The 26,756-nt window shown below is 61.7% G+C and carries 27 protein-coding genes; 10 read left to right on the top strand and 17 right to left on the bottom strand.

Annotation, left to right across the window (positions count from 1 at the left end; all coding sequences use genetic code 11):
- Nucleotides 1-119: 119 nt before the first annotated feature.
- From ACZ5C7_RS09135 to ACZ5C7_RS09125, 3 genes are all read left to right on the top strand, one after another.
- A complete protein-coding gene (locus tag ACZ5C7_RS09135; protein WP_464376018.1) occupies nt 120-2,771 on the top strand; it encodes an AAA family ATPase in 2,652 nt (883 codons plus the stop codon).
- A gap of 136 nt (nt 2,772-2,907) precedes the next feature.
- On the top strand, nt 2,908-3,267 hold the full coding sequence (locus ACZ5C7_RS09130) for a DUF7857 domain-containing protein (RefSeq protein WP_464376017.1): 360 nt from the start codon (nt 2,908-2,910) through the stop codon (nt 3,265-3,267).
- Nucleotides 3,264-3,950, top strand: coding sequence for a MinD/ParA family ATP-binding protein (locus ACZ5C7_RS09125; RefSeq protein ID WP_464376016.1), 687 nt, complete (start codon nt 3,264-3,266; stop codon nt 3,948-3,950). The genes ACZ5C7_RS09130 and ACZ5C7_RS09125 overlap by 4 nt, the downstream gene beginning before the upstream one ends.
- On the opposite strand, the gene ACZ5C7_RS09120 is transcribed toward ACZ5C7_RS09125, so the two are convergent.
- The 13 genes from ACZ5C7_RS09120 to ACZ5C7_RS09060 all read right to left on the bottom strand — a co-directional run bounded on the left by ACZ5C7_RS09120 (nt 3,929) and on the right by ACZ5C7_RS09060 (nt 17,420).
- Nucleotides 3,929-4,810 (bottom strand): transcription initiation factor IIB, encoded by an 882-nt coding sequence (locus ACZ5C7_RS09120; RefSeq protein ID WP_464376015.1) that lies wholly within the window; start codon nt 4,808-4,810, stop codon nt 3,929-3,931. The genes ACZ5C7_RS09125 and ACZ5C7_RS09120 overlap by 22 nt on opposite strands.
- Nucleotides 4,811-4,935: 125 nt before the next feature.
- Entirely contained in the window at nt 4,936-5,271 is a 336-nt protein-coding gene (locus ACZ5C7_RS09115; RefSeq protein WP_464376014.1) for a hypothetical protein, read from the bottom strand.
- Nucleotides 5,272-5,402: 131 nt separating this feature from the next.
- Nucleotides 5,403-6,662, bottom strand: a complete 1,260-nt coding sequence (gene thrC / locus ACZ5C7_RS09110) for a threonine synthase (RefSeq protein WP_464376013.1) — start codon at nt 6,660-6,662, stop codon at nt 5,403-5,405.
- 79 nt (nt 6,663-6,741) lie between these two features.
- Nucleotides 6,742-7,650, bottom strand: coding sequence for an ornithine carbamoyltransferase (gene argF / locus ACZ5C7_RS09105; protein WP_464376012.1), 909 nt, complete (start codon nt 7,648-7,650; stop codon nt 6,742-6,744).
- Nucleotides 7,647-8,756 carry a [LysW]-lysine hydrolase gene (locus ACZ5C7_RS09100; RefSeq protein WP_464376011.1) on the bottom strand — a complete coding sequence of 370 codons (1,110 nt, stop codon included), beginning with the start codon at nt 8,754-8,756 and terminating at the stop codon, nt 7,647-7,649. The genes argF and ACZ5C7_RS09100 overlap by 4 nt, the downstream gene beginning before the upstream one ends.
- A 2-nt stretch (nt 8,757-8,758) precedes the next feature.
- Nucleotides 8,759-9,901: an aspartate aminotransferase family protein gene (locus ACZ5C7_RS09095; RefSeq protein ID WP_464376010.1), complete on the bottom strand. Its 1,143-nt coding sequence runs from the start codon at nt 9,899-9,901 to the stop codon at nt 8,759-8,761.
- Nucleotides 9,898-10,761: an acetylglutamate/acetylaminoadipate kinase gene (locus ACZ5C7_RS09090; protein ID WP_464376009.1), complete on the bottom strand. Its 864-nt coding sequence runs from the start codon at nt 10,759-10,761 to the stop codon at nt 9,898-9,900. Before ACZ5C7_RS09090 ends, ACZ5C7_RS09095 begins: the two co-directional genes overlap by 4 nt.
- Complete coding sequence (gene argC, locus ACZ5C7_RS09085) at nt 10,762-11,838, bottom strand: N-acetyl-gamma-glutamyl-phosphate reductase (RefSeq protein ID WP_464376008.1); 1,077 nt, start codon at nt 11,836-11,838, stop codon at nt 10,762-10,764.
- A complete protein-coding gene (gene lysX / locus ACZ5C7_RS09080; RefSeq protein ID WP_464376007.1) occupies nt 11,838-12,716 on the bottom strand; it encodes a lysine biosynthesis protein LysX in 879 nt (292 codons plus the stop codon). The genes argC and lysX overlap by 1 nt, the downstream gene beginning before the upstream one ends.
- A gap of 2 nt (nt 12,717-12,718) precedes the next feature.
- Nucleotides 12,719-12,883 (bottom strand): lysine biosynthesis protein LysW, encoded by a 165-nt coding sequence (gene lysW / locus ACZ5C7_RS09075; RefSeq protein WP_049951598.1) that lies wholly within the window; start codon nt 12,881-12,883, stop codon nt 12,719-12,721.
- Between the two features lie 221 nt (nt 12,884-13,104).
- Entirely contained in the window at nt 13,105-14,664 is a 1,560-nt protein-coding gene (argH, locus tag ACZ5C7_RS09070) for an argininosuccinate lyase (RefSeq protein ID WP_464376006.1), read from the bottom strand.
- 2 nt (nt 14,665-14,666) lie between these two features.
- Nucleotides 14,667-15,908: an argininosuccinate synthase gene (locus ACZ5C7_RS09065; protein ID WP_464376005.1), complete on the bottom strand. Its 1,242-nt coding sequence runs from the start codon at nt 15,906-15,908 to the stop codon at nt 14,667-14,669.
- A 375-nt stretch (nt 15,909-16,283) separates the two neighbouring features.
- Entirely contained in the window at nt 16,284-17,420 is a 1,137-nt protein-coding gene (locus tag ACZ5C7_RS09060) for a helix-turn-helix transcriptional regulator (protein WP_464376004.1), read from the bottom strand.
- 86 nt (nt 17,421-17,506) lie between these two features.
- Between ACZ5C7_RS09060 and ACZ5C7_RS09055 the strand changes: the two genes are divergently transcribed.
- From ACZ5C7_RS09055 to ACZ5C7_RS09045, 3 genes are all read left to right on the top strand, one after another.
- On the top strand, nt 17,507-17,689 hold the full coding sequence (locus ACZ5C7_RS09055; protein WP_464376003.1) for a DUF7554 family protein: 183 nt from the start codon (nt 17,507-17,509) through the stop codon (nt 17,687-17,689).
- Nucleotides 17,690-17,780: 91 nt separating this feature from the next.
- The gene (locus ACZ5C7_RS09050; RefSeq protein ID WP_464376002.1) at nt 17,781-18,281 is read left to right on the top strand and encodes a 2'-5' RNA ligase family protein; all 501 of its coding nucleotides are present in this window, start codon (nt 17,781-17,783) and stop codon (nt 18,279-18,281) included.
- Between the two features lie 75 nt (nt 18,282-18,356).
- Nucleotides 18,357-18,722, top strand: a complete 366-nt coding sequence (locus ACZ5C7_RS09045) for a hypothetical protein (RefSeq protein WP_464376001.1) — start codon at nt 18,357-18,359, stop codon at nt 18,720-18,722.
- A gap of 33 nt (nt 18,723-18,755) precedes the next feature.
- Here the strand turns inward: ACZ5C7_RS09045 and ACZ5C7_RS09040 are convergent, their stop codons facing one another.
- Nucleotides 18,756-20,930 carry an ATP-dependent DNA helicase gene (locus ACZ5C7_RS09040; protein WP_464376000.1) on the bottom strand — a complete coding sequence of 725 codons (2,175 nt, stop codon included), beginning with the start codon at nt 20,928-20,930 and terminating at the stop codon, nt 18,756-18,758.
- A 193-nt stretch (nt 20,931-21,123) separates the two neighbouring features.
- On the opposite strand from ACZ5C7_RS09040, the gene ACZ5C7_RS09035 reads away from it, so the two are divergent.
- The 3 genes from ACZ5C7_RS09035 (at nt 21,124) to ACZ5C7_RS09025 (ending at nt 22,780) form a co-directional block, all read left to right on the top strand.
- Nucleotides 21,124-21,636 (top strand): hypothetical protein, encoded by a 513-nt coding sequence (locus tag ACZ5C7_RS09035; RefSeq protein WP_464375999.1) that lies wholly within the window; start codon nt 21,124-21,126, stop codon nt 21,634-21,636.
- 68 nt (nt 21,637-21,704) lie between these two features.
- Nucleotides 21,705-22,223 carry a metallophosphoesterase gene (locus ACZ5C7_RS09030; protein ID WP_464375998.1) on the top strand — a complete coding sequence of 173 codons (519 nt, stop codon included), beginning with the start codon at nt 21,705-21,707 and terminating at the stop codon, nt 22,221-22,223.
- A gap of 422 nt (nt 22,224-22,645) precedes the next feature.
- Entirely contained in the window at nt 22,646-22,780 is a 135-nt protein-coding gene (locus ACZ5C7_RS09025; RefSeq protein ID WP_283836856.1) for a DUF7859 family protein, read from the top strand.
- A gap of 78 nt (nt 22,781-22,858) precedes the next feature.
- On the opposite strand, the gene ACZ5C7_RS09020 is transcribed toward ACZ5C7_RS09025, so the two are convergent.
- Nucleotides 22,859-23,878: a threonine aldolase family protein gene (locus ACZ5C7_RS09020; RefSeq protein ID WP_464375997.1), complete on the bottom strand. Its 1,020-nt coding sequence runs from the start codon at nt 23,876-23,878 to the stop codon at nt 22,859-22,861.
- 153 nt (nt 23,879-24,031) lie between these two features.
- On the opposite strand from ACZ5C7_RS09020, the gene ACZ5C7_RS09015 reads away from it, so the two are divergent.
- Nucleotides 24,032-25,138 (top strand): aminopeptidase, encoded by a 1,107-nt coding sequence (locus ACZ5C7_RS09015; protein ID WP_464375996.1) that lies wholly within the window; start codon nt 24,032-24,034, stop codon nt 25,136-25,138.
- Between the two features lie 138 nt (nt 25,139-25,276).
- On the opposite strand, the gene ACZ5C7_RS09010 is transcribed toward ACZ5C7_RS09015, so the two are convergent.
- Together ACZ5C7_RS09010 and ACZ5C7_RS09005 are read right to left on the bottom strand one after the other, a co-directional pair.
- A complete protein-coding gene (locus tag ACZ5C7_RS09010; protein WP_464375995.1) occupies nt 25,277-26,050 on the bottom strand; it encodes an SDR family oxidoreductase in 774 nt (257 codons plus the stop codon).
- A gap of 77 nt (nt 26,051-26,127) precedes the next feature.
- Nucleotides 26,128-26,604: a type IV pilin domain-containing protein gene (locus tag ACZ5C7_RS09005; RefSeq protein ID WP_464375994.1), complete on the bottom strand. Its 477-nt coding sequence runs from the start codon at nt 26,602-26,604 to the stop codon at nt 26,128-26,130.
- Between the last annotated feature and the right edge of the window lie 152 nt (nt 26,605-26,756).

Here is a 26,756-nt window from a genome sequence, read left to right as displayed (position 1 = left end):
GAGTCCCGTGTGCGCTTCCATATATCACCCCGAAACATCAATTTAGCTGATATTCACGGTGACTAGTTTCACTCGAGTTTGCGACCATTTATACGCAATGGCGACCCAACAACAGGTCAATGGCGCAAGCGGGAAACTCCGAACTCGTCGACGCGTTCGAGCAGTTCTTCCGGAACTACTACGACAACGAGGTGAAACAGCTTGCCCAGCAGTATCCCAACGAACAGCGCTCGCTGTTTATCGACTGGCAAGATCTCTACCGGTACGACCCCGACCTCGCGGACGACTATTTGAACCAGCCCGAACAACTGCAACGCTACGCGGAGGAAGCGCTCCGACTGTACGACCTCCCGATCGACGTCAGCCTCGGGCAAGCACACGTCCGAATTCGGAACCTTCCCGACACCGAATCCCCCGAAATTCGAGACATTCGTGCACAGAGCATGAACAAGCTCGTGCAGGTACGTGGAATCGTCCGGAAGGCGACGGACGTTCGGCCGAAGATCGAGGAAGCCGCCTTCGAATGCCAACTCTGTGGCACGCTCAACCGAATTCCGCAGTCCACCGGCGATTTTCAAGAACCTCACGAATGTCAGGGCTGTGAACGGCAGGGGCCGTTTCAGGTTAATTTCGACCAATCGGAGTTCATCGACGCACAGAAACTCCGAATCCAGGAAAGCCCGGAAGGGCTGCGCGGCGGTGAGACACCACAGGCGCTCGACGTTCACGTCGAAGACGATATCACGGGACAGGTAACGCCCGGCGACCACGTTTCGGCCGTCGGCGTCCTCCGCCTCGAGCAACAGGGCAACCAGCAGGAGAAATCCCCGATCTTCGATTTCTACATGGAGGGGATCTCCGTCGATATCGACGAAGAACAGTTCGAAGACATGGACATCACCGAGGAGGACAAAAAGGAAATCGTTCGACTCTCGACGGAGGACGACATCTACGAGAAGATGGTCGCCTCCATCGCGCCGTCGATCTACGGCTACGATCAAGAGAAACTCGCGATGATGCTCCAGTTGTTCTCGGGCGTCACCAAGCAGTTACCCGACGGCTCGAGGATTCGCGGAGACCTGCACATGCTGCTGATCGGAGATCCTGGTACAGGAAAGTCCCAAATGCTAAGTTATATCAGGAATATTGCACCTCGGTCAGTCTACACCTCCGGCAAAGGTTCGTCTTCAGCAGGTCTCACGGCCGCGGCTGTGCGCGACGACTTCGGCGATGGCCAACAGTGGACGCTCGAGGCTGGCGCGTTAGTGCTCGCCGATCAGGGAATCGCGGCAGTGGACGAGCTCGACAAGATGCGGTGTGTGACTGGTGATACAACCGTCGAGATGACAAATGGAGCAACTAATTCACTCGAGGAGATAGTGCAGGAAGCAGAAGTTGATGGGGAAATCGAGTCGCTCGAAAACGGACGTACCATTCGCGATGTGGAATTAACTGTCCAGACACTAACTGACTCCCAGGAGATCGTCGAGCGACCGGCAACGGCGGTTCATCAGTACGAAGCTCCCGGAGAACTAGTCGAAGTCACTACGATAGACGGGAACCGGATTCGGTCGACACCCGACCATCCGTTCTTCGTCCAACAGAACAACGACGAGATCATCGAGCGGAGCGCGGAGGAACTCGAGGTCGGTGATCGGACGCTCACACCACGAAACCGCTCACCGGTTGCCACAGATGGCGGCTCGCTAGCAACGACGCCACAATCCGACTCGAATTCCCGTACTGTTGAGCCGAAAGAAATAGTCGACGTTCGGCGGATTGTCAACGACGAATGGGAGTACGTGTACGACCTCACGGTCGAGGGCACGCACAACTTCATCGCCAATGGCATGGTCGTCCACAACTCCGAGGACCGCAGTGCCATGCACGAGGCCCTCGAGCAGCAGCAAATTTCGGTTTCCAAGGCAGGGATCAACGCGACGCTCAAGTCACGGTGTTCCTTACTCGGCGCGGCTAACCCGAAGTACGGTCGCTTCGACCAGTACGAACCGATCGCCGAACAGATCGATCTCGAGCCAGCGCTCATCTCGCGGTTCGATCTGATTTTCACGGTTACTGACGATCCAGACGAGGAGAAAGACCGGAACTTGGCCGAGCACATCCTGACGACGAACTACGCAGGAGAGTTAACGACTCAGCAAGAGGAGATGACTTCCCTCGAGGTGTCAACCGACGAAATCGAGGAGATGACCGAGCAGGTCGACCCCGAAATCGACGCGGAACTCCTGCGCAAGTATATCGCCTACGCGAAGCAGAACTGTCATCCGCGGATGACCGAGGAGGCGAGGAACACGATTCGGGACTTTTACGTCGATCTCCGGTTGAAGGGGACCGACGACGATGCACCGATCCCAGTTACCGCGCGAAAACTCGAGGCGCTGGTGCGTCTCGCCGAAGCGAGCGCGCGAATTCGCCTCTCCGACACGGTCGAGGTCGACGACGCGGAACGGGTCGTCGAGATCGTTCGCTCGACGCTCCAGGATATTGGCGTCGACCCCGAAACGGGCGAGTTCGACGCGGATATCGTCGAGGCCGGAACCACGAAATCCCAGCGCGACCGGATCAAGAACATCAAGCAGCTGATCAGCGATATCGAGGCGGAGTACGACGACGGTGCACCGATGGATATCGTCCTCGAGCGGGCCGACGAGATCGGCATGGATCAGTCGAAAGCCGAACACGAAATCGACAAACTCAAACAGAAAGGCGAGGTCTACGAGCCGAGTACGGACAACCTCCGAACGACGTAATCCGGAAACGGCGACCGTCGCACGAGAGATAGTGAACGGCGTGTTTTCCGGACAGAAATCATTGCATTGGCAAGACACGGTCACTACCGCCGACCGGGTACTCGAGTTTAAATGCGGTAACGGGACCAATAGCGATATGGTCGCCATCACGACGCGTATCGATCGCCGCGACGGCGTGACGTTCGTCAACGCCACGGTAACGAACGATCGAACGACACCGCAGTTGGTTCAGTTCCGGAGCACAATCGAGCCAGTCTGGCCGCCCCGACGAAACGGCGTCGTCGTTCCGGAGTGGGACGGGCCGAGCTGGGAAGGACGACTCGAGCCGGAAAGCCAACGAGGTGTAGGCTTTGCCAGTCCAGAGAGACCGACAGACGAATCGGTCAGGTTCGTCGAAGCGAGGCGTGTTGACGATCGGACGGGACTAGAGACGCGAGCGGTTCTCTCGAGACTCAGTCGATCGAAGCCACCGAAAGGGACCCTCAGCCGACGATGATCGTTGCCGTTAGCGGGGGAAAAGGGGGCGTCGGAAAGTCGACGGTGGCGTTGAATCTCGGGGCCGAACTCGGCGCGGTCATCGTCGACGGAGACCTCGCGATGGCCGATCAGCCTCGCGGACGGGGACCGGATCTTCACGACGTCCTCGCAGAACGAGCGGATCCGATCGAGGCAGTAACGACCGTCGGCACGGTCCGGTTGCTTCCCTGTGGCAGATCGTTAGCCGGGGCTCGAGCGGCCGAACTGGCCAGATTCGAAGACGTACTCGATACCGTCGAACGAGAGTTCGGTCGCGTCGTTATCGACTGTCCGTCGGGGATCGCGCGTGACGTGGGCGTACAGTTACACGCGTCGGATCTTGTCGTTCTCGTGACGGCCGATTCGGCCGAAGCGATAACCGACGCGCTTCGGACGAAAGAACTCGCGCTCGAGGTGGATACGCCGGTCGGTGCGATCCTCCTCAACAGGGCCACTGTCAGTGCTGATCGAAAGACTGCGATCGAACGTGCACTTGGCGCGACCGTAACGGTCGTCCCCAGCTCAGAAGTACTTCACGAGACACGAACGGCCGGAGTTCCAGTTCGAGAATCAGACACCGATTGTCTCCCGGCCAAGCGTATCGAATCAGTCGCAGAGACCGTCACACAGTGTGAATCGAATCAACATTCCTCGAGCTGGTGAATCGTCGACCGGATCGTCACGGGGTTAACATCGGCAACGTCGCCCGCAGACGCCTGAGTAATACCATCGCAATCGGGACAATCGTTCGCTGCGACGTACAGACACGCCGCCGCAACCCCGCTCGGGTTTCTTCCCCCGATTGCGCAGTTGTCGAGAAGCGTTTCGATGTGTTCTCGAGCACACTGTTCGATATCGGTGTCGAGATCCAGTTTCGATGCATACCGGGGAAGATACTGCGTCGGATCGATCGGCCCCGTCGGAAGCCCGAGTTCTCTATTGAGCGCATCGTAGGCCGCTTTGAGCTCGGATTCGTCGGCTCGAGAGACGGCGACGATTTCCGAAAGCGTTCGAGCCAGCGACAGGGTTCGACAGATCGCATACACCGTCGCGGCCGCGAAGCCCTCGAGTGACCGCCCGCGAAGAAGGTCCTCGGATTGTGCGGATTTAAAGAGCGTACACGCCTGTTCGCGGGCAGCGTCGGGAAGGGAGAGTTCGGTTGTGAGGCGTTTGATCTCCGTGAACCCGTACACTTGATTCCGCTCGACTTTCGACGAGATACGCGCTCGATTGTGTTCTCGCCGCATTCTGGCGAGTTGTCGACGTTTTCGGCCCGTCAACCGGGAGCCAGATCCGTATCCGATTTCCGTCGAGAGACCGCGGTCGTGACGGGAGCGAGTCAGCGGTGCACCCGTCCGCCGCCGATCGATATCGTCGTCCTCGAACGACCGCCACTCCGGTCCGCGATCGATCGCGTTCTCCTCGGAAACGAGACCGCACTCTTCACAGACCCTCTCGGTACCGTTACTTCGAAGTTGTCCATCGCATTCTGTACAAGTCGAATTCGTATTGCCGTCATCCATTCGCAATGTCCTCTAGTGATAATATACTAATACCAATGGTATTTAAAATATACTAATTAGTTAGAGTTCCAACATTGTCGCGCGCGGAATCTTCCCGTGAACAGAAAGATCAAAACGCGGCCGAGTTACTCGAAAAGACGCCGAATACGCCGGATAATTCCGTCGTCATCATCAGTCGTTGTCGACTTGGCAGAACCGGATTCGCGGTTCTGAAGCACGAACTCGTAGCGGTCGATAATCTCCTGTCGCTCGGTTTCACTAGCCTCGAGTTCGCGCTCGAGTGCGGTGACTCGAAGCCGTAGTTGGGTTCGTTCGATTCTCGCTGGAAGGGGGTCTCGAACTCGAGTGGTGTGAGTAGAACGCTCGGGCAATCTCGATGCGTGCGGAGTGTCACCGTCTGCGTTCGTTCGCTCCAGGCACACTCGGATGGGGGTATCGGTGTGTCGGTGCTCGACGGACATGGGATAGCATATAGCTTTTCTGGCCGCAAAAGCTTCAGTCAGTCGACCGTCTGACGCGTCAGACAGAGCGCATGCGGATGAAAGACGGCAGGAAGAACGTCGAGGTCTCTCGGCCAGGTTCCTCCTCGAAGTTACTCGTGAAGGTGCTCAAGAACGCCTTCGGTATCGTTCGGAACCGGTTGCGGATCGCTCCCTGCGGCGGCCGCCGCGTCGGGGTCTTTGAGCAAATGCCCCGTCGTGAGACAGGCGACGCGTTCGTCGTCAGAGACGACGCCTTTGGCGCGAAGCTTCCGAAGTCCCGCAATCGAAGCGGCGGAGGCAGGTTCGACGCCGATTCCCTCCTCCGCGAGGTCGCGCTGTGCGTCCGTAATTGCTTCGTCGGAGACGGCGACCGCGGTACCGTCCGTTTCTCGAATTCCCGGGAGCGCTTTCGGAGCGTTGACCGGGTTTCCGATCCGGATCGCGGTTGCCCGCGTCTCGACGTCATCCCAGCGCCGAACTTCGTCGGCGTCGTTCTCGATCGCTTCGACCATGGGTGCCGCACCTTCCGCCTGCACGCCGGTCAGTTTCGGAACCTCCTCGAGCGGGAGGTCCCCGACCTGGACCAGTTCTCTAAACGCCTTGTACAGCGCCGAGGTGTTGCCCGCGTTTCCGACGGGGAGCACGATCCTGTCGGGGAACGCGCCGTAGTCGTCGCGGAACGCCTCGAGGATTTCGAGGCCGATCGTCTTCTGGCCCTCGAGTCGGAAGGGGTTCAGCGAGTTCAAGAGGTAGGCCTCGTCGCGGGCGGCAAGTTCCTGAACGATGTCGAGACAGGAATCGAAGTTCCCGTCGACCTCGAGAATCCGCGCGCCGTGGAGGCTCGCCTGCGCGATCTTTCCGGCGGCGACTTTGCCGGCCGGGAGGAGCACGAGCGTCTCCATGCCCCCGCGCGAGCCGTAGGCCGCGAGCGCCGCACTCGTGTTTCCGGTCGAGGCGCAGGCGAGTCGATCGACGCCAAGTTCCTTCGCGACGGCGACGCCGACGGTCATTCCCCGGTCCTTGAACGAGCCCGTCGGGTTCATTCCCTCGTGTTTGATCCGAAGGGCCTCGACCCCGATATCGTCCTCGAGACGCGGCACCTCGTACAACGGCGTTGCACCCTCCTGGGTCGTTACGCCCGACTCAAGCGGGAGGGCGTCCGCGTAGCGCCAGACGCCCTGTCCTTCGAAATCGTCGAGGCTCGGGAGATCGGTGTAGCGAACTTCGAGTAATCCATCGCACTCGTCGCAGGTGTAGCGAATATCCTCGAGCGGCGCGAACGTCTCGCCGCACTCGATACACTCGAGCCAGGCACCGTCTTCGGCTTCGGGTGGGTGTTCTGGCTGATCCGCTGAAAGGCTCAGACTCATTATCGGCGAGAAGAGCGGGACGGGCAAAAAGTGAGTGGATTCGGCCGTCGTTTGTGGCCCCTCGTCGCCTGCTAAAGGGCTACTCGAGGAGCCAACTCAACAACGCCTTCTGTGCGTGCAATCGGTTCTCAGCCTGATCGAACACGATCGAGCGACCGCTTTCGATGACGTCGTTGCTGATCTCCTCGCCGCGGTGGGCCGGCAAACAGTGCATGACCGAAGCGCTTGGGGCGTGCTCGAGCAGGTCGTTATTGACCTGAAAGCCCTCGAAGTTGTCCATCCGGACGTCGCGCTCGTCTTCCTGACCCATGCTCGTCCAAACGTCGGTGTAGACGACGTCCGTGTCAGCAACGGCCTCGACGGGATCCGTCGTGGCGGTGAGCTCGCCGCCGAGGTCGTCGACGCGGTTTACGACCTCATCGTCGATCTCGTAACCTTCCGGCGTCGCGACGGTCAGATCGATTCCCGCCAGTGCAGCGCCGATCGCGAACGACTGGGCGACGTTGTTGCCGTCGCCGACCCAGGCCGCTGATACCCCCTCGAATCCGCCCTGTCGGTCGCGAATCGTCAGCAGATCGGCGAGCGTCTGGCACGGGTGGGCGTCGTCGGTGAGTCCGTTGACGATCGGTACCGAGGAGTACTCCGCGAGTACCTCGATGTTCTCGTGTTTGAACACGCGAGCCATCACCGCGTCGACGTACCGCGAGAGCGTTCTGGCGGTATCCTTGAGCGGTTCGCCGCGGCCGAGTTGAATGTCGTCCGCGCCGAGGAAAACCGCGTGGCCGCCGAGTTGAGTCATCCCCGTCTCGAAGGAAACTCGCGTTCGCGTACTCGGTTTTTGGAAGATCATCCCCAGGGTCTGGCCCGGGAGGTCTTCGTGATTCTCGCCCTGTTGCTGTGCTCGTTTGTATCGCTCCGCGCGCTCGAGGATTGTCTCGAGCTCCGACGCGGAGAGGTCGTCGATATCGAGTAAGTGTCGTGTCGTCATTGCGTATCACCGCTGAGATCGGCCGCAACGGTCTCGAGGACCTCTACAGCACAGTCGAACTCGGACAGCGAGAGTCGTTCGTTCGGCGCGTGATCGAGATCCGAGTTGCCGGGACCGTAGGTCACCATCGGACAGTCCCAGCTGCCGGCGTAGATGTTCATGTCGCTGGTCCCGGTCTTGCGAAGCAATCTGGGATCTGCATCCTGCTGGCGGATCGCCGCACGGAACGCCCGAGCGACTTCGGTCCGCGGACTTTCCATGACCGGCGGGATCGGCTCCGCCCAGGAGACGGTTCCGATCTCGAGTTCGGCTTCTGCTGTCTCGCGAACTGCCTCGGCGGTCAACGAGGGCGGAACGCGAAGCTGCACGTCCAGCGTCGTCTCGACCGAGAGGCCGTCCTCGCTCGAGCCGCCGTCGACGTCGACGGGTTTGGCCGTCACACGCTCGAAGACGGGATGGTACTCGTCGTCCGCGAACGCGTCCTCGACGGCCGTCCACCAGTCGATCGCGTGTTGGATCGCGTTCGGCTCCGGTCTCGAGGTGTGACCGGACTCGCTGGTTGCGACGTAGGTGCCCGCGAGAAAACCCCGGTAGCCGAGCGTGATACCCGTCGCACCGCTCGGCTCGCCGTTGACGACGGCGTCGGGTTCCTCCCGGTTGACGGCCAGGTGGCGCGCGCCGCGGGAGTTGGTCTCCTCGCCGACGACACCGACGAAAGAAACCCCCGTCCGAACGGCGGCGACGGCCATCGCGGCGAGCGGGCCGGTGGCATCGACGCTACCTCGGCCCCAGAGGACGTCCTCGCCCTCCTCGCGGACGACCTCGGCCTCGAGGTCGTCAGCGTCGGCCGACCGAACTTCGACGGGGATTTCGCCAGGAACCGTATCGACGTGGGAGGTAAGCAAGACCGCGTCGTCGGCCGGCGCGCGGACGTTTCCGACCTCGTCGATCCAGGCCCCACGTCCGTTCGCAGTGAAGAACTCGACGAGGCGTTCGGCAGCCTCGCGTTCCTCGCCGCTGGGCGAGGGAATCGAAACGAGATCGATAAGCAGATTCCGCGCGTTCTCGGGCGAGATGTCGCTCGGTTCGGGTTTGCTCGCGTTCATAATTAGGACTCGGAGGCGACGATTTCGGCCAGCGCGTCCACGAGCTGGTCCGCTTCGCCCTCGTCGATCACGAGCGGCGGCAGCAAGCGCAGGACGGTCCGACCCGCCGGAAGCGCCAGGATCTGGTGGTTCATCGCCAGATCGCGGGCGACCCGGTTCGCGCCGCGTTTCAACTCGATGCCGACGAGCAGCCCCTCACCGCGAATTTCGCGCACCTCGTCGCCGAGGGCGGCCTCGAGTTCGGAGACGAGATAGTCGCCCATTTCGGCGGCGTGGGCGGGCCACTCCTCCTCGACCAGCGTCGAGATGGTCGCGTGAACCGCCGCGGCGACGACGGGACCGCCGCTGAAGGTGGCGTTGTGCGAGGCCGCCCCGTCGGCGATCCAGTCGCGAACTGCAATCCCGCCGACGGGCAGGCCGTTGCCCAGCCCCTTCGCGGTGGTGAGCACGTCGGGCGTCACGCCCGCGTTCTGGCAGGCCCACATCGATCCCGTCCGGCCCATGCCGGTCTGTACCTCGTCGAAGACGAGCGCCGCACCGGCCTCGTCAGTGAGTTCGCGGGCGGTTTCGAGGTAGCCCGCCGGCGGGACGTTGATCCCGCCTTCGCCCTGAATCGGTTCGAGGATGACCGCGGCGGTCTCGCCGTCGACGGCGTTTGCGAGTTCCTCGCTATCGCCGTAGGGAACGAACTCGACGTCGCCGGCCAATGGCTCGTACGGTTCCTTGTACTTGTCCTTCCAGGTCGCCGCGAGCGCGCCCATCGTCCGACCGTGGAACGAGCGAGTCGCGGCGACGATTTTCGAGTCGCCGGTCGCCGAGCGGGCGAACTTCAACGCGGCTTCGTTGGCCTCGGTTCCGGAGTTACAGAACCAGGCCTGCTCGAGTCCGCTTGGAGTGGATGCGACGAACGCAGCGTAGGCGTCCTCGCGCGATTGAACGGGATACGAGGAGTCGACGAACGTCAGCTCGCCCACCTGTTCTTGGACCGCGTCGACGACCGCGGGATGAGAGTGACCCAGCGGGGTACACGCGAAGCTCGCACCCGCATCGAGGTACTCCGTCTCGTCGGCGGTGTAGAGGTGCGGTCCCTCGCCGCGTTCGATGCCGATCGGCTTGCTGCCGGAGATGAAATCGTGGTCGCTCATTCTGTGGCCTCCATTGTCTCGTCCTCGTCTGCGAGCGCAGCGGGAGAGAGGGTCGTTCCCTCGCCCTCGAGCGCGTTCGTGATCGGCTCGTCCGCGTTCGCGTCGGCGACGACAACCGAGACGGCACCGTCCTCGAGAGCCTCCTCGGCCGCCATTACTTTCTTCGTCATGAATCCTTCCGCGGCGTCTTTGACGATCTCGAACACCTCGGGCGTCGCGGCCTCATCGATCTTGGTCGACTCGTCGTCTGGATCCTCGTAGATCCCCGAAACATCAGTCAGAAGAACGAGGTCAGCCTCGAGCGCGCCCGCGACCGCGGCGGCCGCGCGATCCGCGTCGGCGTTGACGGCGGTGTAACCCCCGCTTTTCTCCCTCCCGAGTACCGGAACGGAGACGACGGGCGTGTACGAACTCGAGAGCAACGTCTCGAGCAAGTCCGCGTTGACCGACTCGATCGTCCCCGAGTGGTCGCCGCGTTTGATCTTCTTCTTGCCGTCCTCTTTGACCCGGACCGCGGACTTGCGTTTCCCTTCGAGCAACTTCCCGTCCGTTCCGGTGAGCCCGACCGCATCGACGCCCTCGTTTTGCAGGGCCTCGACGAGATCCGTGTTGAGCTTTCCGGGCATCACCATCTTGAAGACGTCCATCGTGCGTTCGTCGGTGAATCGGCCGACGACGCCACCGGGCGTCTCGACGTAGGTCGGCTCCTCGCCGAGTTCCTCGAGCGTCTCGTCGACAGCTGTCGAACCACCGTGGACGACGACTACGTCTTCGCCGGCTTCGGAGAGCTGTGCGACATCGCCGAGTGCCCCTTCGGGGTCGACGGCGCGTGCGCCGCCAATTTTGACGACAACGGCCATCTACGGAGCCCCCACGGGATGGAGTCCCGCGAACTCGAGTCCGGCCGTCTCCTCCAAGCCGAGCGCGATGTTCGCCGCATGGACGGCCTGTCCGGCCGATCCCTTCATCATGTTGTCGATGGCCGAAAAGACCACGATGCGTTTGTTCGATGGGTCGAGTTCGAAGCCGACTTCGGCCATGTTCGTTCCTGCAATGGCTTTCGGCTCGGGGTAGCGATAGACGCCGGAGCCGCCTGCGGCCATCCTGACGAACGGTTCGTCCTCGTACTCGCCGCGGTAGGCTTGCCAGAGGTCTCCCTTCGAGACGGGACCCGACGGGAAGACGTGACTCGTCGCGCTCGCGCCGCGGATCATGTCCACGGCGTGGCAGGTAAAGGAAACCGACGTGCCGAGGAACTGCTCGATCTCGGCTTCGTGTCGGTGGCCGGTCGGCGCGTACGGGCGCACGACGCCCGAGCGCTCGGGATGGCTCGAGGCCTCGCCGCCGCCGGCTCCGCCTTCGGAAGAGCCGACTTTGACGTCGACGACGATCTGTTCTCCTCCCTCGAGGATATCGTGTTCGAACAGCGGATACAGTCCGAGGATCGTCGCCGTGGCGTTACAGCCGCCGCCGGCGATGAGGTCCGCACCCTCGAGGTTCTCGCGGTTGATCTCGGGAAGCGCGTATTCGGATTTCTCGAGGTACTCCGGCGCGTCGTGGCCGTCGTACCACTCGTCGTACTGGGATTCGCTCTCGAGGCGGAAGTCCGCCGAGAGGTCGACGACGGTGTCCGCAACGTCGAAAAAGTCGTCGATCTGGCCCATCGAGACGCCGTGGGGCGTCGCCGTAAAGAGGACATCGACGCTCGCTAAGTCGTCGGGTTCCGTAAAGCGCAGGTCGCTCCCGCGAAGCGGCGGGTGTACGGAGCCGACGCTCTTGCCGGCCTTCGATCGGCTGGTCACTTCAGCGAGTTCGATGGTCGGGTGACCCGCGATCAATCGCAGGAGTTCGCCGCCCGTAAAGCCGCTCCCGCCGACGATGCTGGCGGTTACCGACTCGGCTCCCGTGGCAACATCGTCCAGCGAATCGACCGCCATCAGGCGGTCACCTCAAGCGAGGAGTCGACTCCCTCCTCGGCTTTCCGTTCGATCCAGTCGACGACGGTACCGGCAACGTCGGTTTCGACGGCCGAATCGAGGGCCTTGAACTCGACGGTGTGGTTGACCTCGTGGACCGTATAGCTATCGCCAGTTTCCATCAAATCGACACCGAGCAATCCGCCGCCGACGGCGTCGCTCGCGTCCTGGACGAGGTCTTTGGCTTCCTCGTCGAGTTCGAAGACGTCGGTTTCGGCACCTTTGGCGGCGTTCGTAAGCCAGTGGTCCGAAGAGCGAGCCATCGCCGCGACGGGCTCGCCATCGATGGCCAGCACGCGAATATCGCGTCCCGGTTTCTCGACGAACTCCTGGACGTAGAACACCTTGTGCTCGTAGTGGCCGAGCGTCGCCTTGTGCTCGAGGATCGCTTCCGCGGCGTCTCGAGTGTCGATTTTAGCCATCAGGCGACCCCACGAACCGACGACCGGTTTGAGGACGCACGGATAGCCGAACTCCTCGATCGCCTCGAGCGCGCTATCCTTGGTGAACGCGACGGTCGTTTCGGGCGTCGGGACGCCCGCAGCCTCGAGCGCGAGGCTGTTTTTGACCTTGTCGGCACAGATGTCCGCGGTCGTGTTCGAATTGATAATCGGAATGCCGTACGCTTCGAAGAACTTCGTCGCGTACAGGCTCCGACTCGTCGCGAGACAGCGGTCGATCACGACATCGAGATCGGCGAACGAATCCGGCGCTCCCGAGATGTCGAACGTCTGCTTGCGAACGTCGATCTTTTCGACGTCGTGGTCGCGGTCGCGAAGCTCCGAGAGGAGCAGCTTCTCGTCCTTGCGGATTCGTGAGTAGAGTAATCCTATTTGCAAGGTTACTCACCCCAGTCCTCTTCGAGCTCCGGGGCCCGTTCGAGGACTGGCGGCGCGGTGTCGACGACTTCCAGCTCTGCTCCACAGGTCGTACAGTCAACGATCTCTCCAACTTCCAGATCGTCGTGAAGGGCGACGTCTGCCCCACACTCGACGCATTCGGTCATTGTACTCGCAACTGGGAGGTGATTACCCTTAAACCTGTCGAACCTAACAGCACAATTACAATACTGCACACCACACTAACGGTGTGTACGTGTCTTTTTCAGGAATATCCAAGCCGATATATCACTATTTAGGTATGAGTTGCCCCCGTGGGGGCGGCCGGAATGAGGGGGCCGTGAGGCCGATTGGAGAGGAGTCACCCGGACGGCGTGTCGAAATCGCGTCACACATACTCACTCACCTCTTCGCGAAGCGATTCGTGTGCGCTTTCGAGGTGGTCCTCGAGTTCGTCGAGTTCCTCGTTGTCCGCTTCGAGCGCGGTCTGGCCGGACTCGAGTTGAGGCTGGATCGCCGCCGGTGCGGGACCGCCCTGCGAATCTCGACTGGCCACGCTTCCGGTCGGGTCGAGCGCCGCCTCGACGGCGTCGGGATCGACGTACGTCTCGAGTGGCTCCCCTAATACGTCCGCGGCGGCGGCTTCGATCGCCTCGAATTCGTCCGAGGAGTCGGCTTCGGCCGCGTGTGCGACGACCTCGTGTGCGGTTCTAAACGGCAGCCCGTTCGCCGCCAGCAGATCCGCGACGCCGGTCGCCGTCGAAAAGCCGGCACCAGCTTCGTCGGCGAGCGCGGCTTCGTTCCACTCCGCAGTCGCGACCGCACCCGCCGCAACGTCAGTCGCCTCGGTGACGGCGTCGACCGCTTCCCAGGCGTGGGGCGTGGCGCGCTGTAAGTCGCGGTTGTACGCGCGCGGCAGTCCCTTCAACGTCGTCGTCAGTCCCTGCACCTCGCCGGCAGCGTCGCCCGCGACCGCGCGAACCAATTCGAGCGTGTCCGGGTTTTTCTTCTGGGGCATGATCGACGACGTCGAGGAGTAATCGTCCGAAAGGGAAACGAAGCCGCGGTTCGCGAAGATGATCACGTCCTCAGCAAGCCCCGATAGTGTGGTCGCGAGCGTCGACAGCGCCTGGGTCGTCTCGAGCAGGAAATCCCGACTTGAGGAGGCGTCCATCGAATTCTCGAGAACGGCCTCGAAGCCGAGCAGGTCGGCCGTCCGCTCGCGGTCGATGTCGAACGTGGTTCCTGCAAAGGCCGCGCCGCCGAGGGGCGACTGATTGATTCGGCCATACGCATCCACCAGCCGAGCCGTGTCGCGGCGCACCGCGTTCTCGTAAGAGAGCGCCCAGTGTGCCACCGTGATCGGCTGGGCCGGCTGAAGGTGCGTGTAACCCGGCATCGTCGTCTCGGTGTGTTCAGCCGCCACCTCGAGTAAGGCTTCACGGAGCGCGAAGGTCGTCTCGAGCGCCGAGAGAACGTCCTCACGGAGACGATACCTGATGCAGGTCGCCACCTCGTCGTTGCGCGAGCGGGCGGTGTGCATCTTCCCGCCATCGGGACCGATCTGCTCGATGACAGCGGTCTCGATCGCCTCGTGAACGTCCTCGCCGTCGGGTAAGTTTCCGTGGCCCTCGACTTCGATCGCGTCGAGCGCCGTGAGGATCTCGCCCGCAATATCCGACTCGACGATTCCGCACTCGGCGAGCATTACGACGTGCGCGCGGTCGACCTCGAGGTCGGCCTCGAAGATGCGTTCGTCCGCCGCCAGCGAGGAGAGAAAGCTCCGTGCGGGGCCGCCGCTGAATCGGTCTCGACGGACGACGGCGTCGCCGCCGGTCGACGCGTCTGCGGCGGCTGTCTCGGTCGAGTCGACCGCGTCGGCTGTCTCGTCCGTAGCGCACCCGTTACCGCCGTCGAGTGTCCCGTCGTCAGCGTTCTCTCCTGTCATACTTACTCCTCGGTCGAATCGTCGTCTTCGCCGCCGTCCGTCGCGAGAGAGACGGCGTCGCCGCCGATGTCTTCGATCGCGGCGTTGGCGAGACGGCGCTGGAAGCCGTGGTACTTCGCGACCCCAGTCGCGTCTTCCTGTTTGATCTTACCGACCGTTTCGGTGTCGAAGGAAGCGTGGGCAGCCGAGTACGCGGCGTACTCGCTGTCGCGAGCGACCGGACGGGCCTTCCCGCCCTCGAAGCGGATCGTCACCGTTCCGGTGACGCGTTTTTGGGTTTCGGCGATGAACGCCTCGAGCGCGTCGACGAGGGGCGCGTCGATCAACCCCTCGTAGCCCTTCTGGGACCACTGTTGGTCGATCTGCTGTTTGAACTGGCGCTCTTCCTGCGTGAGGACCAGCCCCTCGAGCGCTTCGTGGGCGTTGAGCAGCGTCGTCGCGGCCGGGTGCTCGTAGTTCTCGCGAACCTTGAGACCGAGCATGCGGTCTTCCATCGAGTCCGTGCGACCGACGCCGTAGGAGCCGGCGAGCTCGTTGAGCGTCTCGATCAGATCGATGGCGTCGTACTCCTCGCCGTCGATCCCGACGGGGTACCCCTGCTCGAAGGAGATTTCGATCTCTTCGGTTTCGCCGGTCGGGTCCTCGGTCCACTCGTAGATCTCCGTCGGCGGAACGTAGCTCGGATCCTCGAGTTCGTCGCCTTCGACCGAGCGACTCCAGAGGTTCGTGTCGATCGACCAGTCGCCGCCGCTGCCGCCCTCGACAGGGAGGTCCTTCTCGTCGGCGTACTCCTGTTCCCACTCGCGGGTGAGACCGAGCTCACGCACGGGCGCGATGACTTCGAGATCCGAGTCGCGCCAGATCGCTTCGAATCGGAGCTGATCGTTTCCTTTGCCCGTACAGCCGTGGGCGATGCCGGTACAATCGTTTTCCTCTGCGACCTCGAGAATCGCCTCGGCGATCACCGGGCGAGCGAGGGCGGTTCCAAGCGGGTATCCCTGATAGGTCGCGTTCGCGCGAACGCTTTCAAGACAGAGCTGTGCAAATTCTTCCTTCGCGTCGACGACGTAGTGATCGAGGCCGAGCGCGTCGGCCGTCTCTTCGGCCTCGTCGAACTCGGAGGCCGGCTGACCGACATCGACGGTGACGCCGATGACGTCGTCGTATCCGTACTCTTCCTCGAGCAGCGGGACACAGACGGTCGTGTCCAGTCCGCCCGAAAACGCAAGTGCCACACGTGTCATATCGTACTCGAGTGGAACGGAAGGGGAGACTTAAGTTCGTTGGTTTAAGTTCCGTAAAATTAAGATAGAGCGCCTGCTAACTACGAAATCGAGAGTTCGAGGGTGTGGAAAACATCGGGACTTGTGGGAATGAAATAGTACGGGCTCAAAGGGCCCGCCGCGGCCGCCGCCGTGGGACGAACCTGTCGGTTGCGGAGTCGCAATCCGAACTACCGACGAGGTTGCTCATTGCTTGGTGTAACACACTCGAGTCCCTTAAATCCTCCTTGCCGGGCAAATGTTACGGAAGCCGAGTTGTAGACGCTGATAGTAACCAAAGCAAGCGAGGAAGGTTAAAACGAACGAGATGAGTCTCGTATCGAACGATTACGGACACTATTTGGATGCTTCAGTTTCGGAACCGTCGTCTTCGCTCTCCTCGGGCAACGTTAGCACGTTCTCACGACCGATCCTGAAGACGTCGACTTCGCCGTCTTCACGGAGTCCGCTAACAACTTGGCTCGTCTTGGCCTCGGTCCACTCGAGTTCCGAAACAACTTGTTGCTGTTTGAGTCGGCCGCCTCGTTCCTCGAGCAAGCGCAGGACGCGCTCTTCGTTGCTCAAGAGATCCGGAGGTGGCATCGTCACTTGACCGGAGTCGACCGTCGCCGACTCCGATGATTCTGACGGGATATCCGAATCGGTCGCCGAATCGTCGGCGTCGCGTCTAAACAGCCATCCTGCAACGACTGCGATCGTCCCAGCGGCGACGAGGATGAGTGCGGCAACGAGACCATCTACCGGAAGAACTTCCGTATCGCCATTGGCGGGTGGAGACTCGTCTTGTGAGGCCCCTTCCTCGATGAGTTCGATCTGTGGCGGATGACTGTCGGATCCAGCGCTGTCACCGTCCCACATCACCCAGTTGTCGTTGAGCGTATCTGGCTCCGGATCAACCGCAGTTACGTTGTGCGTTTCGGGCCAGGACATCTGCAGTTCGGTATCGTCGTCGAACATGAACCCTTCCAGTGCGTCACCCGCCTCGATACGGTTCAGTTCGACATATGCGAATGAGTCCCACACGAACGCGAACTCGACGTGACCGTACTCGCGTGGAGTCGAACTCTCATCCGTTTCGACCTGGAACGACGAGAGACTCATCTCGCGATCCGTTGCGTTCTCTCCTTCCTCAAGCGTGTTCTGCCAGCGGTCGGATTCTTCGTCTATATACGTTTCAGAGTTCGAATCGACATCGTCCGCTAATTCGTCCCACCGCTGTTCGGCCTCGCTATCGTTCCCAATCTGGTACCGGTAGTCGACAAAGACGGTAGCATTACCGTTCGGCTCGAGCTGTATCTCGGTACTAATCGTGTCGGCGTCGTCGAGCGTCAGTTCTTCGTCAGCCGCTTCCTGCAGTGTCGGTGACGGGGCTGTCGACGTCTCCGACATCGCAGCTGCTGACGGGCCCACCACGAGCAACAAACCTGTTACCACGAGCACACAAACCAGGGCTCGAAGCCCCTTCCCGACCATTGTACGGTGATGGTATGGCCGCCTAAATAGGTCTTTCCGACTCAGACGACACAGTGCTTATGAGACAGTCATGCCAAGGTGAACGTATGATCGATACGAGAGGTAACATCGAAGTCGAAACGCTGCTGAAAATCGTCCTCGGACTGCTCGCAATCTGGCTCGTCCTCTCTATCGCTAGTATGGTCGTCGGCTGGATCCAGGCTCTCATGCCGATCCTGCTGTTGGGCACAATCGTCCTGATCATCCTCTGGCTGCTCGACATGATATAGCGCTCCATTAGCGATCGACCATCCACCGAACCGAACCCAAAACGAGCGCGAACCGAACACTGATACGGCACCGAATCGAACCGGCGAGTACGTGTACAGCGTCAACGTCCCGGTTCCCGGTCAGGTTCGAAAGCTCGCGTCCGATCTCTATCCTTCGCTGCAGGCCTTCGAGACGACTCGCGAGGAGCACTCGATGGTACTTAAGCGACTCGGCGACGCCGATCACATCTCGCAGTTACAACACCGATTTAACCGTGCACTCGAGGGAACGCCGGCCGTCGAGGCACGGATTACAAGCATCGACTACTTCGCGGATCCACCGCTTGGAACCGCTCCGGTCGTCTATCTGGCCGTCGAAAGCCCCGGACTCGAGTCGATCCATCGGGAGTTGACTAGCGCATTCGAACCCGTAGACGGACTCGAGGGAGCGGATTACGTCCCGCACATCACGCTCGCCCGCGGCGGCGATCTCGAAGATGCAAAACGGCTCGCCTCACGGGAGATCGAGCCGATCACGTGGACGGTCGACGGCCTCGAGTTCTGGGACGGGACGGACAAGTTACCGGTGAGTCGAGTCTCGTTGCCGGCCTGAACGAATCCCTGATTGGTTTGATCGGGTCAGAAAATAGCCAGAAAGTATTACACGCCGGTGTCAAAATTTGACTGTATGCACCGACGAGCGTTTCTGGCGATCGTAGCGATCACCCCACTGGCCGGCTGCGGGGGAGTGTTAGGCGGCGGTGGCGTCGATACCACGTTAGACGACGAAGAGCGAGCGGAGTTCGAAGCGGACGAAGGAGCCGAACTAACCGTCACCGTCGACGTTCAGGAGATCGCAGAACCCGGCGACGACGAAAACGAGGACATCGAGGCGGAACGAGACTCGCTCGGGTTCCAGATCCAACACGAGGATGAGGGCCCCATCGGCACGTGGAGTATCGAGGACGAGGAGACGTTCGATGTTACCATCGAGAACGAGGGCACGCACTTCGCGGTCGTCACGAGCGGTACCGCAGACATCACGATCGAATGAGCAAGCGGTGGACGAACCGAAACGCGTCTCAGTTCACGGCGCCGGCGCCTCGCCGTCGTACCGATCGTGATCCGCGTAGAAGTTTAGCATTGCGAACTTGAGTTTCTCCGGATCGATATCGATCAGCTCTTCGCGTTCCTCGAGCGGGAACGTGCTGTTGACGCTGTACTTGCCGAGGTCGGACTTCGCTCGAGACGAGTACCGTCGATCGAGCAGGACGCGCACGCCGACGTCTTCGGGCGATCGAATCACCCGGCCGAGCGCCTGTCTGGTTTTTCTTACCGTCGGAATTTCGACGGCGTATCGCCAGCCCGTATCGGTGCCGTCGAACGCGGCGTCGTAGGCCTCCTGAACCGCTTCGGCCCGGTCGTCGAGGTGCGGGTACGGGACGCCGACGACGAGCACCGTCGTGGCGTCGTCCCCGTCGAAACTCACCCCCTCCGCAAGAGTCCCCCACAGCGACGTGCATAATACGGCATCGTCGTCCGCGACGAATTTTTGGCGCAATTCTTCGACCGACACGCCCGGCTCGTCCTTGTAGACTGATGTGGCGGGGACCCGCTGCTCGAGTCGGTCCGCGTACCGCGTCGCCTCGTTGTAGTTCGGGAAAAAGGCGAGCGTGTTGCCGGGCGTGAGCCGAACCGCGTTGTGGATCGTCTCCGTGACGGTCTCTTGAACGGCCGGATCGTCGCGATCCGAGGAGAAAAGCGGCGGCGTCTCGACGGCGTACGTTCGACGATTTTCCTCCGGGAACTGCAGGCCGTAGGCCATCGTCACCGGTTCGGAGAGACCCAACACGTCTCCGGTCACGTCGAACGGTTGGAGCGTCGCGCTCATCAAGACGGTCGAGTGTACTTCCTCGAACAGCTCGCCCGTTACCTGTCGCGGGAGACAGCTGTACAGTTCGGCACGGCCGTAGACCTCGCTGGTTCCCGCGTCTTGGCGGACCGAAACGACGGGGTACAATCCCTGGTTCGCCCCCTCGTCCATCCACGCGCTGACGAACGCCGCCGCTTGTAACGTCTGACACTCCGTTCGCGTCGCCGTCTCTCCCTCTCGGTACTGCTCCGCATACTTCTCGTCGAGTCGTTTTCCGAGTTTCAGCGCCATCTCGAGATCCGAATCGATGCCCTGACCGGAGTACCGTTGCAGGAAGGCGATCGTAAGGTCGTCTCGTCCGTCGTCGCTGCTGATAGGCACGTCCTCCCAGTTCTCGTCGATCCGCTCTCGCTTGCCGAAGCCGAACGACTCCTCGTACGTGTCGACGAGTGCGGTTCCGAACGCGCTGATGACGTTGGCCGCGTCCTCGGCCAGCGGGTCGTCGGTGTCCGCGAGTTCGTCCAGCGCGGACTCGAAGGTCCGTTCGGTACAGGTTCGGGTCGCGTGTTCGCGCGCGGCGTCCTCGACGTTGTGCGCCTCGTCGAAGACGGCGATCACGTCCGAGGGATCCCGCCCGAGCCAGCGGAAGAACTGCTCGCGGATCCCCGAATCGAGGAGGTGGTGGTAGTTACAGACGACCAGATCGACGCCCTCGATCCCCTCCTTCAAAAGTTCGTAGCCACAGAGTTTCCGCTCGTCGGCGTACTCGTAAATTTGGTCGGGCGTTCGAACGTCCTCGAACAGCCAGCCGAAAAAGTCCTCGGTGTTCTCGGTGAGGTTGTTGTGATAGTACTCGCACACGTTCTGGTCGTCGATGTCTTCGATATCGTCCTCGAGTTCCTCGAGTTCGTCCATCACCGCACTTCTGGCCTCCGCCGCGCTCTCGTTGCCCTCCCGGCTTTCGGCCAGAAGCTCCTGCTGGCGTTGCTCTAGCTGTTCGCGATCCCGTTCCGTCTCGACGAGCGACCGGGTGTTATCGCGTAAAGCCTGACACTCCTCGTACCCGACGTCGATGTGACACATCGAGGACTTTCCTTTGAACACGATCGCTCGAATGGACTCTTCGTTTGAAATCGCTCGAGCTTCCGCGACGAACTGGCGCATCTGCTGGTGGACGTTCGTCGTGATGACGACCGTCTTGTCCTGCTCGCGGGCGACCTCGAGGGCTGGTGCGAGCGAGGACAACGTCTTGCCCGTTCCGCAGGCACCTTCGAAGAGGACATCTTGTCCGCGCACGAGCGAGTTGTACATCCGCTCCATCGCCTCACGCTGGTTATCGTACGGCTCTTCGTAGGGGAAAAAGCGCATGTACCCGTCAGTCTCGGCCACGATGAGTGATACGTCCCCACTCCGATAAAAGGATTCGTCTCGGTTCGACACCCGTTCGACCGGCGAAGCTTACAGCGTGGCGGAAGAAGCCCTTCTCCCAGGTGATTCGGAACGAAACGTCCCGCTTCGAGGACGTCGAAACCCGGCGTACGCACGCACCAACCCTACTACCCCGCCACGCTGACGGCAAACCATGGCAATCCCCGGATACGACCCGACCGACGTTCACGAAATCGCCCTCGAGTATCAGGACGACGGACCGGCGGCGCTTGGTTCGGAAGAACGGGAGAAAGAAACCGGTGAGCAGGGAACCGGCGAACGAGAAGACGCCGCCGTTCGCGAACGTGCACACGCCGCGATCGTCGCTACCACGGTCCCCGACTCGATTCGTATTCGCGAGAGCGATCGCGAAGCACCCGACGGTGCGCTTACTGAACCGGTCGAACTCGTCGGTCTCGAAGGGGTCGACGGACTCGAGGCGATTCAACTTACGCTCGAGTACGATCCCGCGGGGCTCCCGCCCGGAGCGAGCCCGACGGACGTCGCAGTCGGCCTCGAGACGCCGACAGGATACGACCAGCTCCCCTCCGAAGTCGACCTCGAGAAGACGACCGTCACCGCTATTCTGCCGGAACCACCGTCGGGGGAGACGGTCGTCGCAATGTACGAGAAGAACGACGAGAAACTGGTAGGCCGGGTCGAATGATTGGGTTCGAAACGAACGGCTTCTCGGGCGAACGAAACATTCGTCGTCCCTGATACAGTAGCGACTTCATGATCGCGATCTTTTCCGACACGCACAGCACCGGTGGCCACCAACTCGAGGGAGCCCCGCTCGAGGCGGCTCGCGATGCCGACGTCGTCGTCCACGCGGGTGATTTCACGAGCGCAACGGCGCTCGAAGCGTTCCAATCCGAGTGCGACCTGTTGTACGCGGTTCACGGAAACGCCGACTCGGTCGCGGTCCGGGATCGACTGCCAACCGCACGAACAGTCGAATACGACGGACTCCGAATCGCCGTGACGCATCGTCGAGACGGCGGCGAAACGGGCCTCGCGATGTTCGGCCGGTCGCGGGACGCCGACATCGTCATCTCCGGACACACCCATCGACCCGTCGTCGTCGAAACGGAGGACGGCATCCTCCTCAACCCCGGCAGTCACGCCGATCCTCGCGGAAACAGACCCGGGTTCGCCACGATCGAGTCCGGACCGGACGGATTCGAAGGGCGCTTGCTCGAGACCGACGGAACGGTGCTCGAGACCTTCGGCGGCGAAAAAAGGACTGACTGATCGACCGGATCCTCTGTCCGGGCTGGAAAGTGAGACAGCAAGACAGCAATTCGGGAGCGTCAGCGGGGACCAGCAGAACGGGGAACTCAGCTCGGTTGTCCGAGGCAGAGAGAGTCCGGGTGGACTCTGAGTAGGGGTGGTCGAATGGTCGGACCGGCTGTGGTCGGTCCGACGGACGGGGACCGCGGACAGGAGCCCCGGTCACGGGGGAACAGCCGAAGGCTGCGAAGGGCTTCGACCGGGACAGATACGACTACGTTCCCCACTGAAAAATACCCGCGGTAAGCTAAAATTCCAGTTTTAGCTAGCGGGATCGTCGTCGAGAACGCCAGGTTTTCCGATCGGGAGCACGAGACATATCAGACGGGAGACCTTCGAGAGAGGTCGAAACGATTTTGCGCCGCCGCGCTGTAGGCTCGGCTATGCTGGGATTTCTTCCCGACGACCCGGTCATCATCGTGGTGGTCCTGATACTGCTGTCGCTGATCTTCTTTTCGTATCTGCTGGTCCGTCGAACCATCCTCGAGTTTCGGGATGGAATGGACGGCGGTCGGTGAGAGGAACCTGTCGGACAACCCACCCCAGACGCGGAGCCGCGTGATCACAGCGGACCGTTCTATGCGGTCGTTCGTTTCTCAGGCGAGCGCTTTCGTTACTCGATCGACCGCACGCTCGATCTCATCCCGAGTAACGGAACGATGCGTACAAAACCGGATCGTCGTCGAACCGAAGGGCGTCGCACCGACCTCGTTTTCGCGTAATCGGTCGATCACCGACTCGACATCGCCAGCCAGCTCCGAGACATCGACGATGACGATGTTCGTCTCGGGTTCGGCGACCTCGAGACCCCCGATACCGTCGAGTCCGTGGGCCAGCACGCGTGCGTTCTCGTGATCCGTCTCGAGATCGGAAACGTTCTCGAGGGCGCAGATTCCGGGGGCCGCAACGATTCCGGCTTGGCGCATCCCCCCGCCGAAGAGCTTGCGAACGCGTCTGGCCTGCTCGACGAACTCCTCGCTGCCGGCCAGCATCGACCCGACGGGCGCACCGAGTCCCTTCGAGAGACAGAACATGACGGAGTCGACGTGATCGGTGAGACGGGTCGCGGGAACCTCGAGCGACGTGGCCGCGTTGAATACCCGCGCACCGTCGAGGTGGACCGCCACGCCGCGTTGACGAGCGGCGTCGGCGGCCGTCGCGATGCGTTCGGGCGCGATGGCGAGGCCGCCGCGAGCGTTGTGCGTGTTCTCGAGACAGAGTAAGCCGGTTCCCGGCCGATGGAGATCCTCCTCGACGGACGCCGACGCGACCTGTTCTGCGGTCGGGACGCCGCGAGGACTCGCCTCGAGCATCCGGACCTGAAGCCCCGCGTGCTGGGCGAACCCGCCGAGTTCGTACTTGACGACGTGGCTCTTGCGATCGGCCAGCACCTCCTGACCGCGTTCCGCGTGGACGCGGGCGGCGATCTGGTTCCCCATCGTTCCCGACGGAACGTACAGGGCGGCCTCCTTGTTTACCAGGTCGGCGGCGCGCGCCTCGAGTTCGTTGACCGTCGGATCCTCGCCGTACACGTCGTCGCCGACATCGGCGGTCCGGGCGGCCTCGCGCATCTCCTCGTCGGGGGTCGTTACGGTATCCGAGCGGAGGTCGATCATACCGGATACTGAAAGCGGATCCTCCCTAACGCTGTCGGAGACGGCTGAGGGAGATCCGAACCGGTATCGCCGAATCTACCGGTCCCAACAACCGATACGCGTCGCTGACCGGATCACAAACCGTTTTTCACGGCCGGGTCCGAGTATCCGGGCATGGACCCACGCATCCGCGAACACGCCGAGATCATCGCAAACCACTCCGTCGACATGGAGGCGGGTGATAACGTCGTTATCGACGCCCATCCCGTCGCCGAAGACCTCGTCGTCGCCCTCCACGAAGTGATCGGCGACAAAGGAGCAAACCCCGTCGCAACGAGCCAGCGAACCGGAACCCGAAATCGACGCGCGTTTCTGAAAGCCGCCGGAAGCGAATCCGAGGACGTCGAGTTCGAAACGCCAGAACACGAGCAAGCACTCATCGAGAACACGGACGTCTACATCGCGATTCGAGCGAGCGACAACGTCACCCAGACGAGCGACGTCGATCCGGAACTCAGCGCCGCCTACCGACAGGCCCAGCAACCGATCCTCGAGGAGCGGCTCTCGAAGCGCTGGTGTCTCACGCAGTACCCCGCCCCAGCCAACGCCCAACTTGCCGAGATGAGCACCGAGGCCTACGAGAACTACGTCTGGGATGCCGTCAACAAAGACTGGGAAGAGGTCCGAGAACACCAACAGCAGATGGTCGAGATCCTCGACCCCGCCGACGAAGTCCGCATCGTCAGCGGCGAGACGACCGACGTGACCATGTCCGTCGGCGGCAATCCGACGATCAACGACTACGGCGAGAACAACCTCCCAGGCGGCGAAGTCTTCACCGCACCCGTTCCCGACAGCGTCGAGGGCGAGGTGCTCTTCGACATGCCGCTGTACCATCAGGGCCGAGAGATCACGGACGCATACCTCGAGTTCGAGGGCGGCGAAGTGATCTCCCACTCCGCGGCAAAAAACGAGGAGACGCTCACCGAGGTCCTCGAGACCGACGACGGAGCCCGACGCCTCGGCGAACTGGGCATCGGGATGAACCGGGATATCGACCAGTTCACCTACAATATGCTGTTCGACGAGAAGATGGGCGACACCGTCCATATGGCAGTCGGCCGAGCGTATGAGGATACCGTCGGCGAGAACAACGAAGCAAACGAGTCCGCCGTCCACGTCGATATGATCGTGGATATGAGCGAAAATTCGTTCATTGAGGTTGATGGTGAGGTCGTCCAGCGTGATGGAACGTTCCAGTTCGAAGACGGCGAGGTCTAAGCCCGCGAGGGCCTCGAGTCGAAACGCCGAGCAACGCGAGCCGTGGAGACGGGTTCTAACGTACTCGAGGAGGAGCACCGCGACGAACGACGGTGAGTCGCGCTTTTTCATCGAAGTTTTTGCGCGAGCGGTCGCGGATTACTGAGTGTTCGTCATCCCACCGTCGACCACGAGTGACTCGCCGTTGACGTACCCCGAAAGGTCGCTCGCGAGGTACAACGCGGCGTCGGCGACATCCTCGGGTTGGCCGGCGCGGCGCGAGGGGATCCCCTGAACGAATCCCTCTTCGGCTTCGGTTCCCATGATCTCGGCGTCCTCGGTCGTCATCGTCGTCTCGATCAATCCGGGGTGGATGACGTTCGCGCGGATCCCCTCCGGACCGAGGTTCGCGGCCATCGCGTAGGTCAAGAGCCGAACCGCCCCCTTCGTGCCGCAGTAGGTGACGAAGTCGGCCGATCCCTCGAGTCCCGCTACCGACGAGAGGTTGATGATTGAACCGCCGTCCGATTCGACCATCCGTTTGGCCGCGGCTTGCGCTCCGAAGTAGGTCCCCTTGACGTTGATATCCATCATTCGGCCGTACGTCTCCTCGTCGACCTCGAGAAACTCGTCCCCGTGGAAGATGCCCGCGTTGTTGACCATCACGTCCACGCCGCCGAACTCCTCGGCCGCGTCGACGGCATCCTCGAGATCGGATTGGCTTGAGACGTCACAGTCGACGTACGTCGCGCTGGCGTCCGTCTCCGAGTCGATCAGTTCGCGGGTCGGTTCGCCGCCCTCTCGAGGATCCTTCTGGATATCCGCTACTACGATGTCGGCACCTTCCTCGGCGAATCGCCGAGCGATCGCTCGGCCATTCCCGCTTGATGCACCGGTGATGACTGCGACGCGGTCTGAGAGCATTGGAGACATTGCAGTGAGAGGGACCACGAGGGAGCTAATAAACTCGAGAGGGGGGGGTGTTCAGTGGCTGAACCCCGACATTCGAACTATCCGCCACCACCGTACTCGAACCGATCCATGGGTGTGCTTCCGTCGCCGGCGTCCCAGACGAGCTGAATCGTACCGCCGTCGTCGTCGAGCCCAGCATCCGAATCTTCGGCGATCGTGATCGAATCGCCGGTCGACGTCGAATTACCCCAGGTAGTTGCATCGACGCTACTACTGGAACTGTTCGTCGTCGCACGCAGTTCACCCGTCATCCCGTCTCCGGTTATCCGCACGCCCGCCGCATCGAAGTCGTCGCCGCCGGCGTGGGCAACCGTCACGGTTCCGTCCTGCTGGTGAAACTCGAGATTGACCGTCGGCTGTGACGGTTCGTCGGGAATCATCCCCATGACGAATCCCGCGATTATAGCCGCCATGATGACCGTGATTCCGACCATCAGAACGATTCCGATGACGGGACTCACTGCGCGTTCGTCCGACGGTGCCGCTCGCTCGAGTGAAGGTGCGTTCAGATCCATTGGTGGAAACACCTGCGGACGGACGAGGGGTGACGCGGAACGATCGCCGAGGCGCGTGCGACCTCAAGAGAGTTGGGTCTCGAGCGCCTTTTGAAAGTGCCGCGGAGGTTCGTCCGACTCGTAGTGCTAAGCAAGCCTCCCTCGTTATCCAC

The sequence above is a fragment of the Halostagnicola alkaliphila genome, from assembly GCF_055379965.1.
The sequence above is the reverse complement of the archived record's forward strand: the minus strand, read 5'-3'. Positions and strand labels throughout refer to the sequence as shown.

What these genes read in the sequence shown, in the direction of transcription:
- ACZ5C7_RS09135 (WP_464376018.1), top strand. Translation starts at nt 120, where the DNA reads ATGGCGCAAGCGGGAAACTCCGAACTCGTCGACGCGTTCGAGCAGTTC.
- ACZ5C7_RS09130 (WP_464376017.1), top strand. Translation starts at nt 2,908, where the DNA reads ATGGTCGCCATCACGACGCGTATCGATCGCCGCGACGGCGTGACGTTC.
- ACZ5C7_RS09125 (WP_464376016.1), top strand. Translation starts at nt 3,264, where the DNA reads ATGATCGTTGCCGTTAGCGGGGGAAAAGGGGGCGTCGGAAAGTCGACG.
- ACZ5C7_RS09120 (WP_464376015.1), bottom strand. Translation starts at nt 4,810, where the DNA reads ATGGATGACGGCAATACGAATTCGACTTGTACAGAATGCGATGGACAA.
- ACZ5C7_RS09115 (WP_464376014.1), bottom strand. Translation starts at nt 5,271, where the DNA reads ATGTCCGTCGAGCACCGACACACCGATACCCCCATCCGAGTGTGCCTG.
- thrC (WP_464376013.1), bottom strand. Translation starts at nt 6,662, where the DNA reads ATGAGTCTGAGCCTTTCAGCGGATCAGCCAGAACACCCACCCGAAGCC.
- argF (WP_464376012.1), bottom strand. Translation starts at nt 7,650, where the DNA reads ATGACGACACGACACTTACTCGATATCGACGACCTCTCCGCGTCGGAG.
- ACZ5C7_RS09100 (WP_464376011.1), bottom strand. Translation starts at nt 8,756, where the DNA reads ATGAACGCGAGCAAACCCGAACCGAGCGACATCTCGCCCGAGAACGCG.
- ACZ5C7_RS09095 (WP_464376010.1), bottom strand. Translation starts at nt 9,901, where the DNA reads ATGAGCGACCACGATTTCATCTCCGGCAGCAAGCCGATCGGCATCGAA.
- ACZ5C7_RS09090 (WP_464376009.1), bottom strand. Translation starts at nt 10,761, where the DNA reads ATGGCCGTTGTCGTCAAAATTGGCGGCGCACGCGCCGTCGACCCCGAA.
- argC (WP_464376008.1), bottom strand. Translation starts at nt 11,838, where the DNA reads ATGGCGGTCGATTCGCTGGACGATGTTGCCACGGGAGCCGAGTCGGTA.
- lysW (WP_049951598.1), bottom strand. Translation starts at nt 12,883, where the DNA reads ATGACCGAATGCGTCGAGTGTGGGGCAGACGTCGCCCTTCACGACGAT.
- argH (WP_464376006.1), bottom strand. Translation starts at nt 14,664, where the DNA reads ATGACAGGAGAGAACGCTGACGACGGGACACTCGACGGCGGTAACGGG.
- ACZ5C7_RS09065 (WP_464376005.1), bottom strand. Translation starts at nt 15,908, where the DNA reads ATGACACGTGTGGCACTTGCGTTTTCGGGCGGACTGGACACGACCGTC.
- ACZ5C7_RS09060 (WP_464376004.1), bottom strand. Translation starts at nt 17,420, where the DNA reads ATGGTCGGGAAGGGGCTTCGAGCCCTGGTTTGTGTGCTCGTGGTAACA.
- ACZ5C7_RS09055 (WP_464376003.1), top strand. Translation starts at nt 17,507, where the DNA reads ATGATCGATACGAGAGGTAACATCGAAGTCGAAACGCTGCTGAAAATC.
- ACZ5C7_RS09045 (WP_464376001.1), top strand. Translation starts at nt 18,357, where the DNA reads ATGCACCGACGAGCGTTTCTGGCGATCGTAGCGATCACCCCACTGGCC.
- ACZ5C7_RS09035 (WP_464375999.1), top strand. Translation starts at nt 21,124, where the DNA reads ATGGCAATCCCCGGATACGACCCGACCGACGTTCACGAAATCGCCCTC.
- ACZ5C7_RS09030 (WP_464375998.1), top strand. Translation starts at nt 21,705, where the DNA reads ATGATCGCGATCTTTTCCGACACGCACAGCACCGGTGGCCACCAACTC.
- ACZ5C7_RS09025 (WP_283836856.1), top strand. Translation starts at nt 22,646, where the DNA reads ATGCTGGGATTTCTTCCCGACGACCCGGTCATCATCGTGGTGGTCCTG.
- ACZ5C7_RS09020 (WP_464375997.1), bottom strand. Translation starts at nt 23,878, where the DNA reads ATGATCGACCTCCGCTCGGATACCGTAACGACCCCCGACGAGGAGATG.
- ACZ5C7_RS09015 (WP_464375996.1), top strand. Translation starts at nt 24,032, where the DNA reads ATGGACCCACGCATCCGCGAACACGCCGAGATCATCGCAAACCACTCC.
- ACZ5C7_RS09010 (WP_464375995.1), bottom strand. Translation starts at nt 26,050, where the DNA reads ATGTCTCCAATGCTCTCAGACCGCGTCGCAGTCATCACCGGTGCATCA.
- ACZ5C7_RS09005 (WP_464375994.1), bottom strand. Translation starts at nt 26,604, where the DNA reads ATGGATCTGAACGCACCTTCACTCGAGCGAGCGGCACCGTCGGACGAA.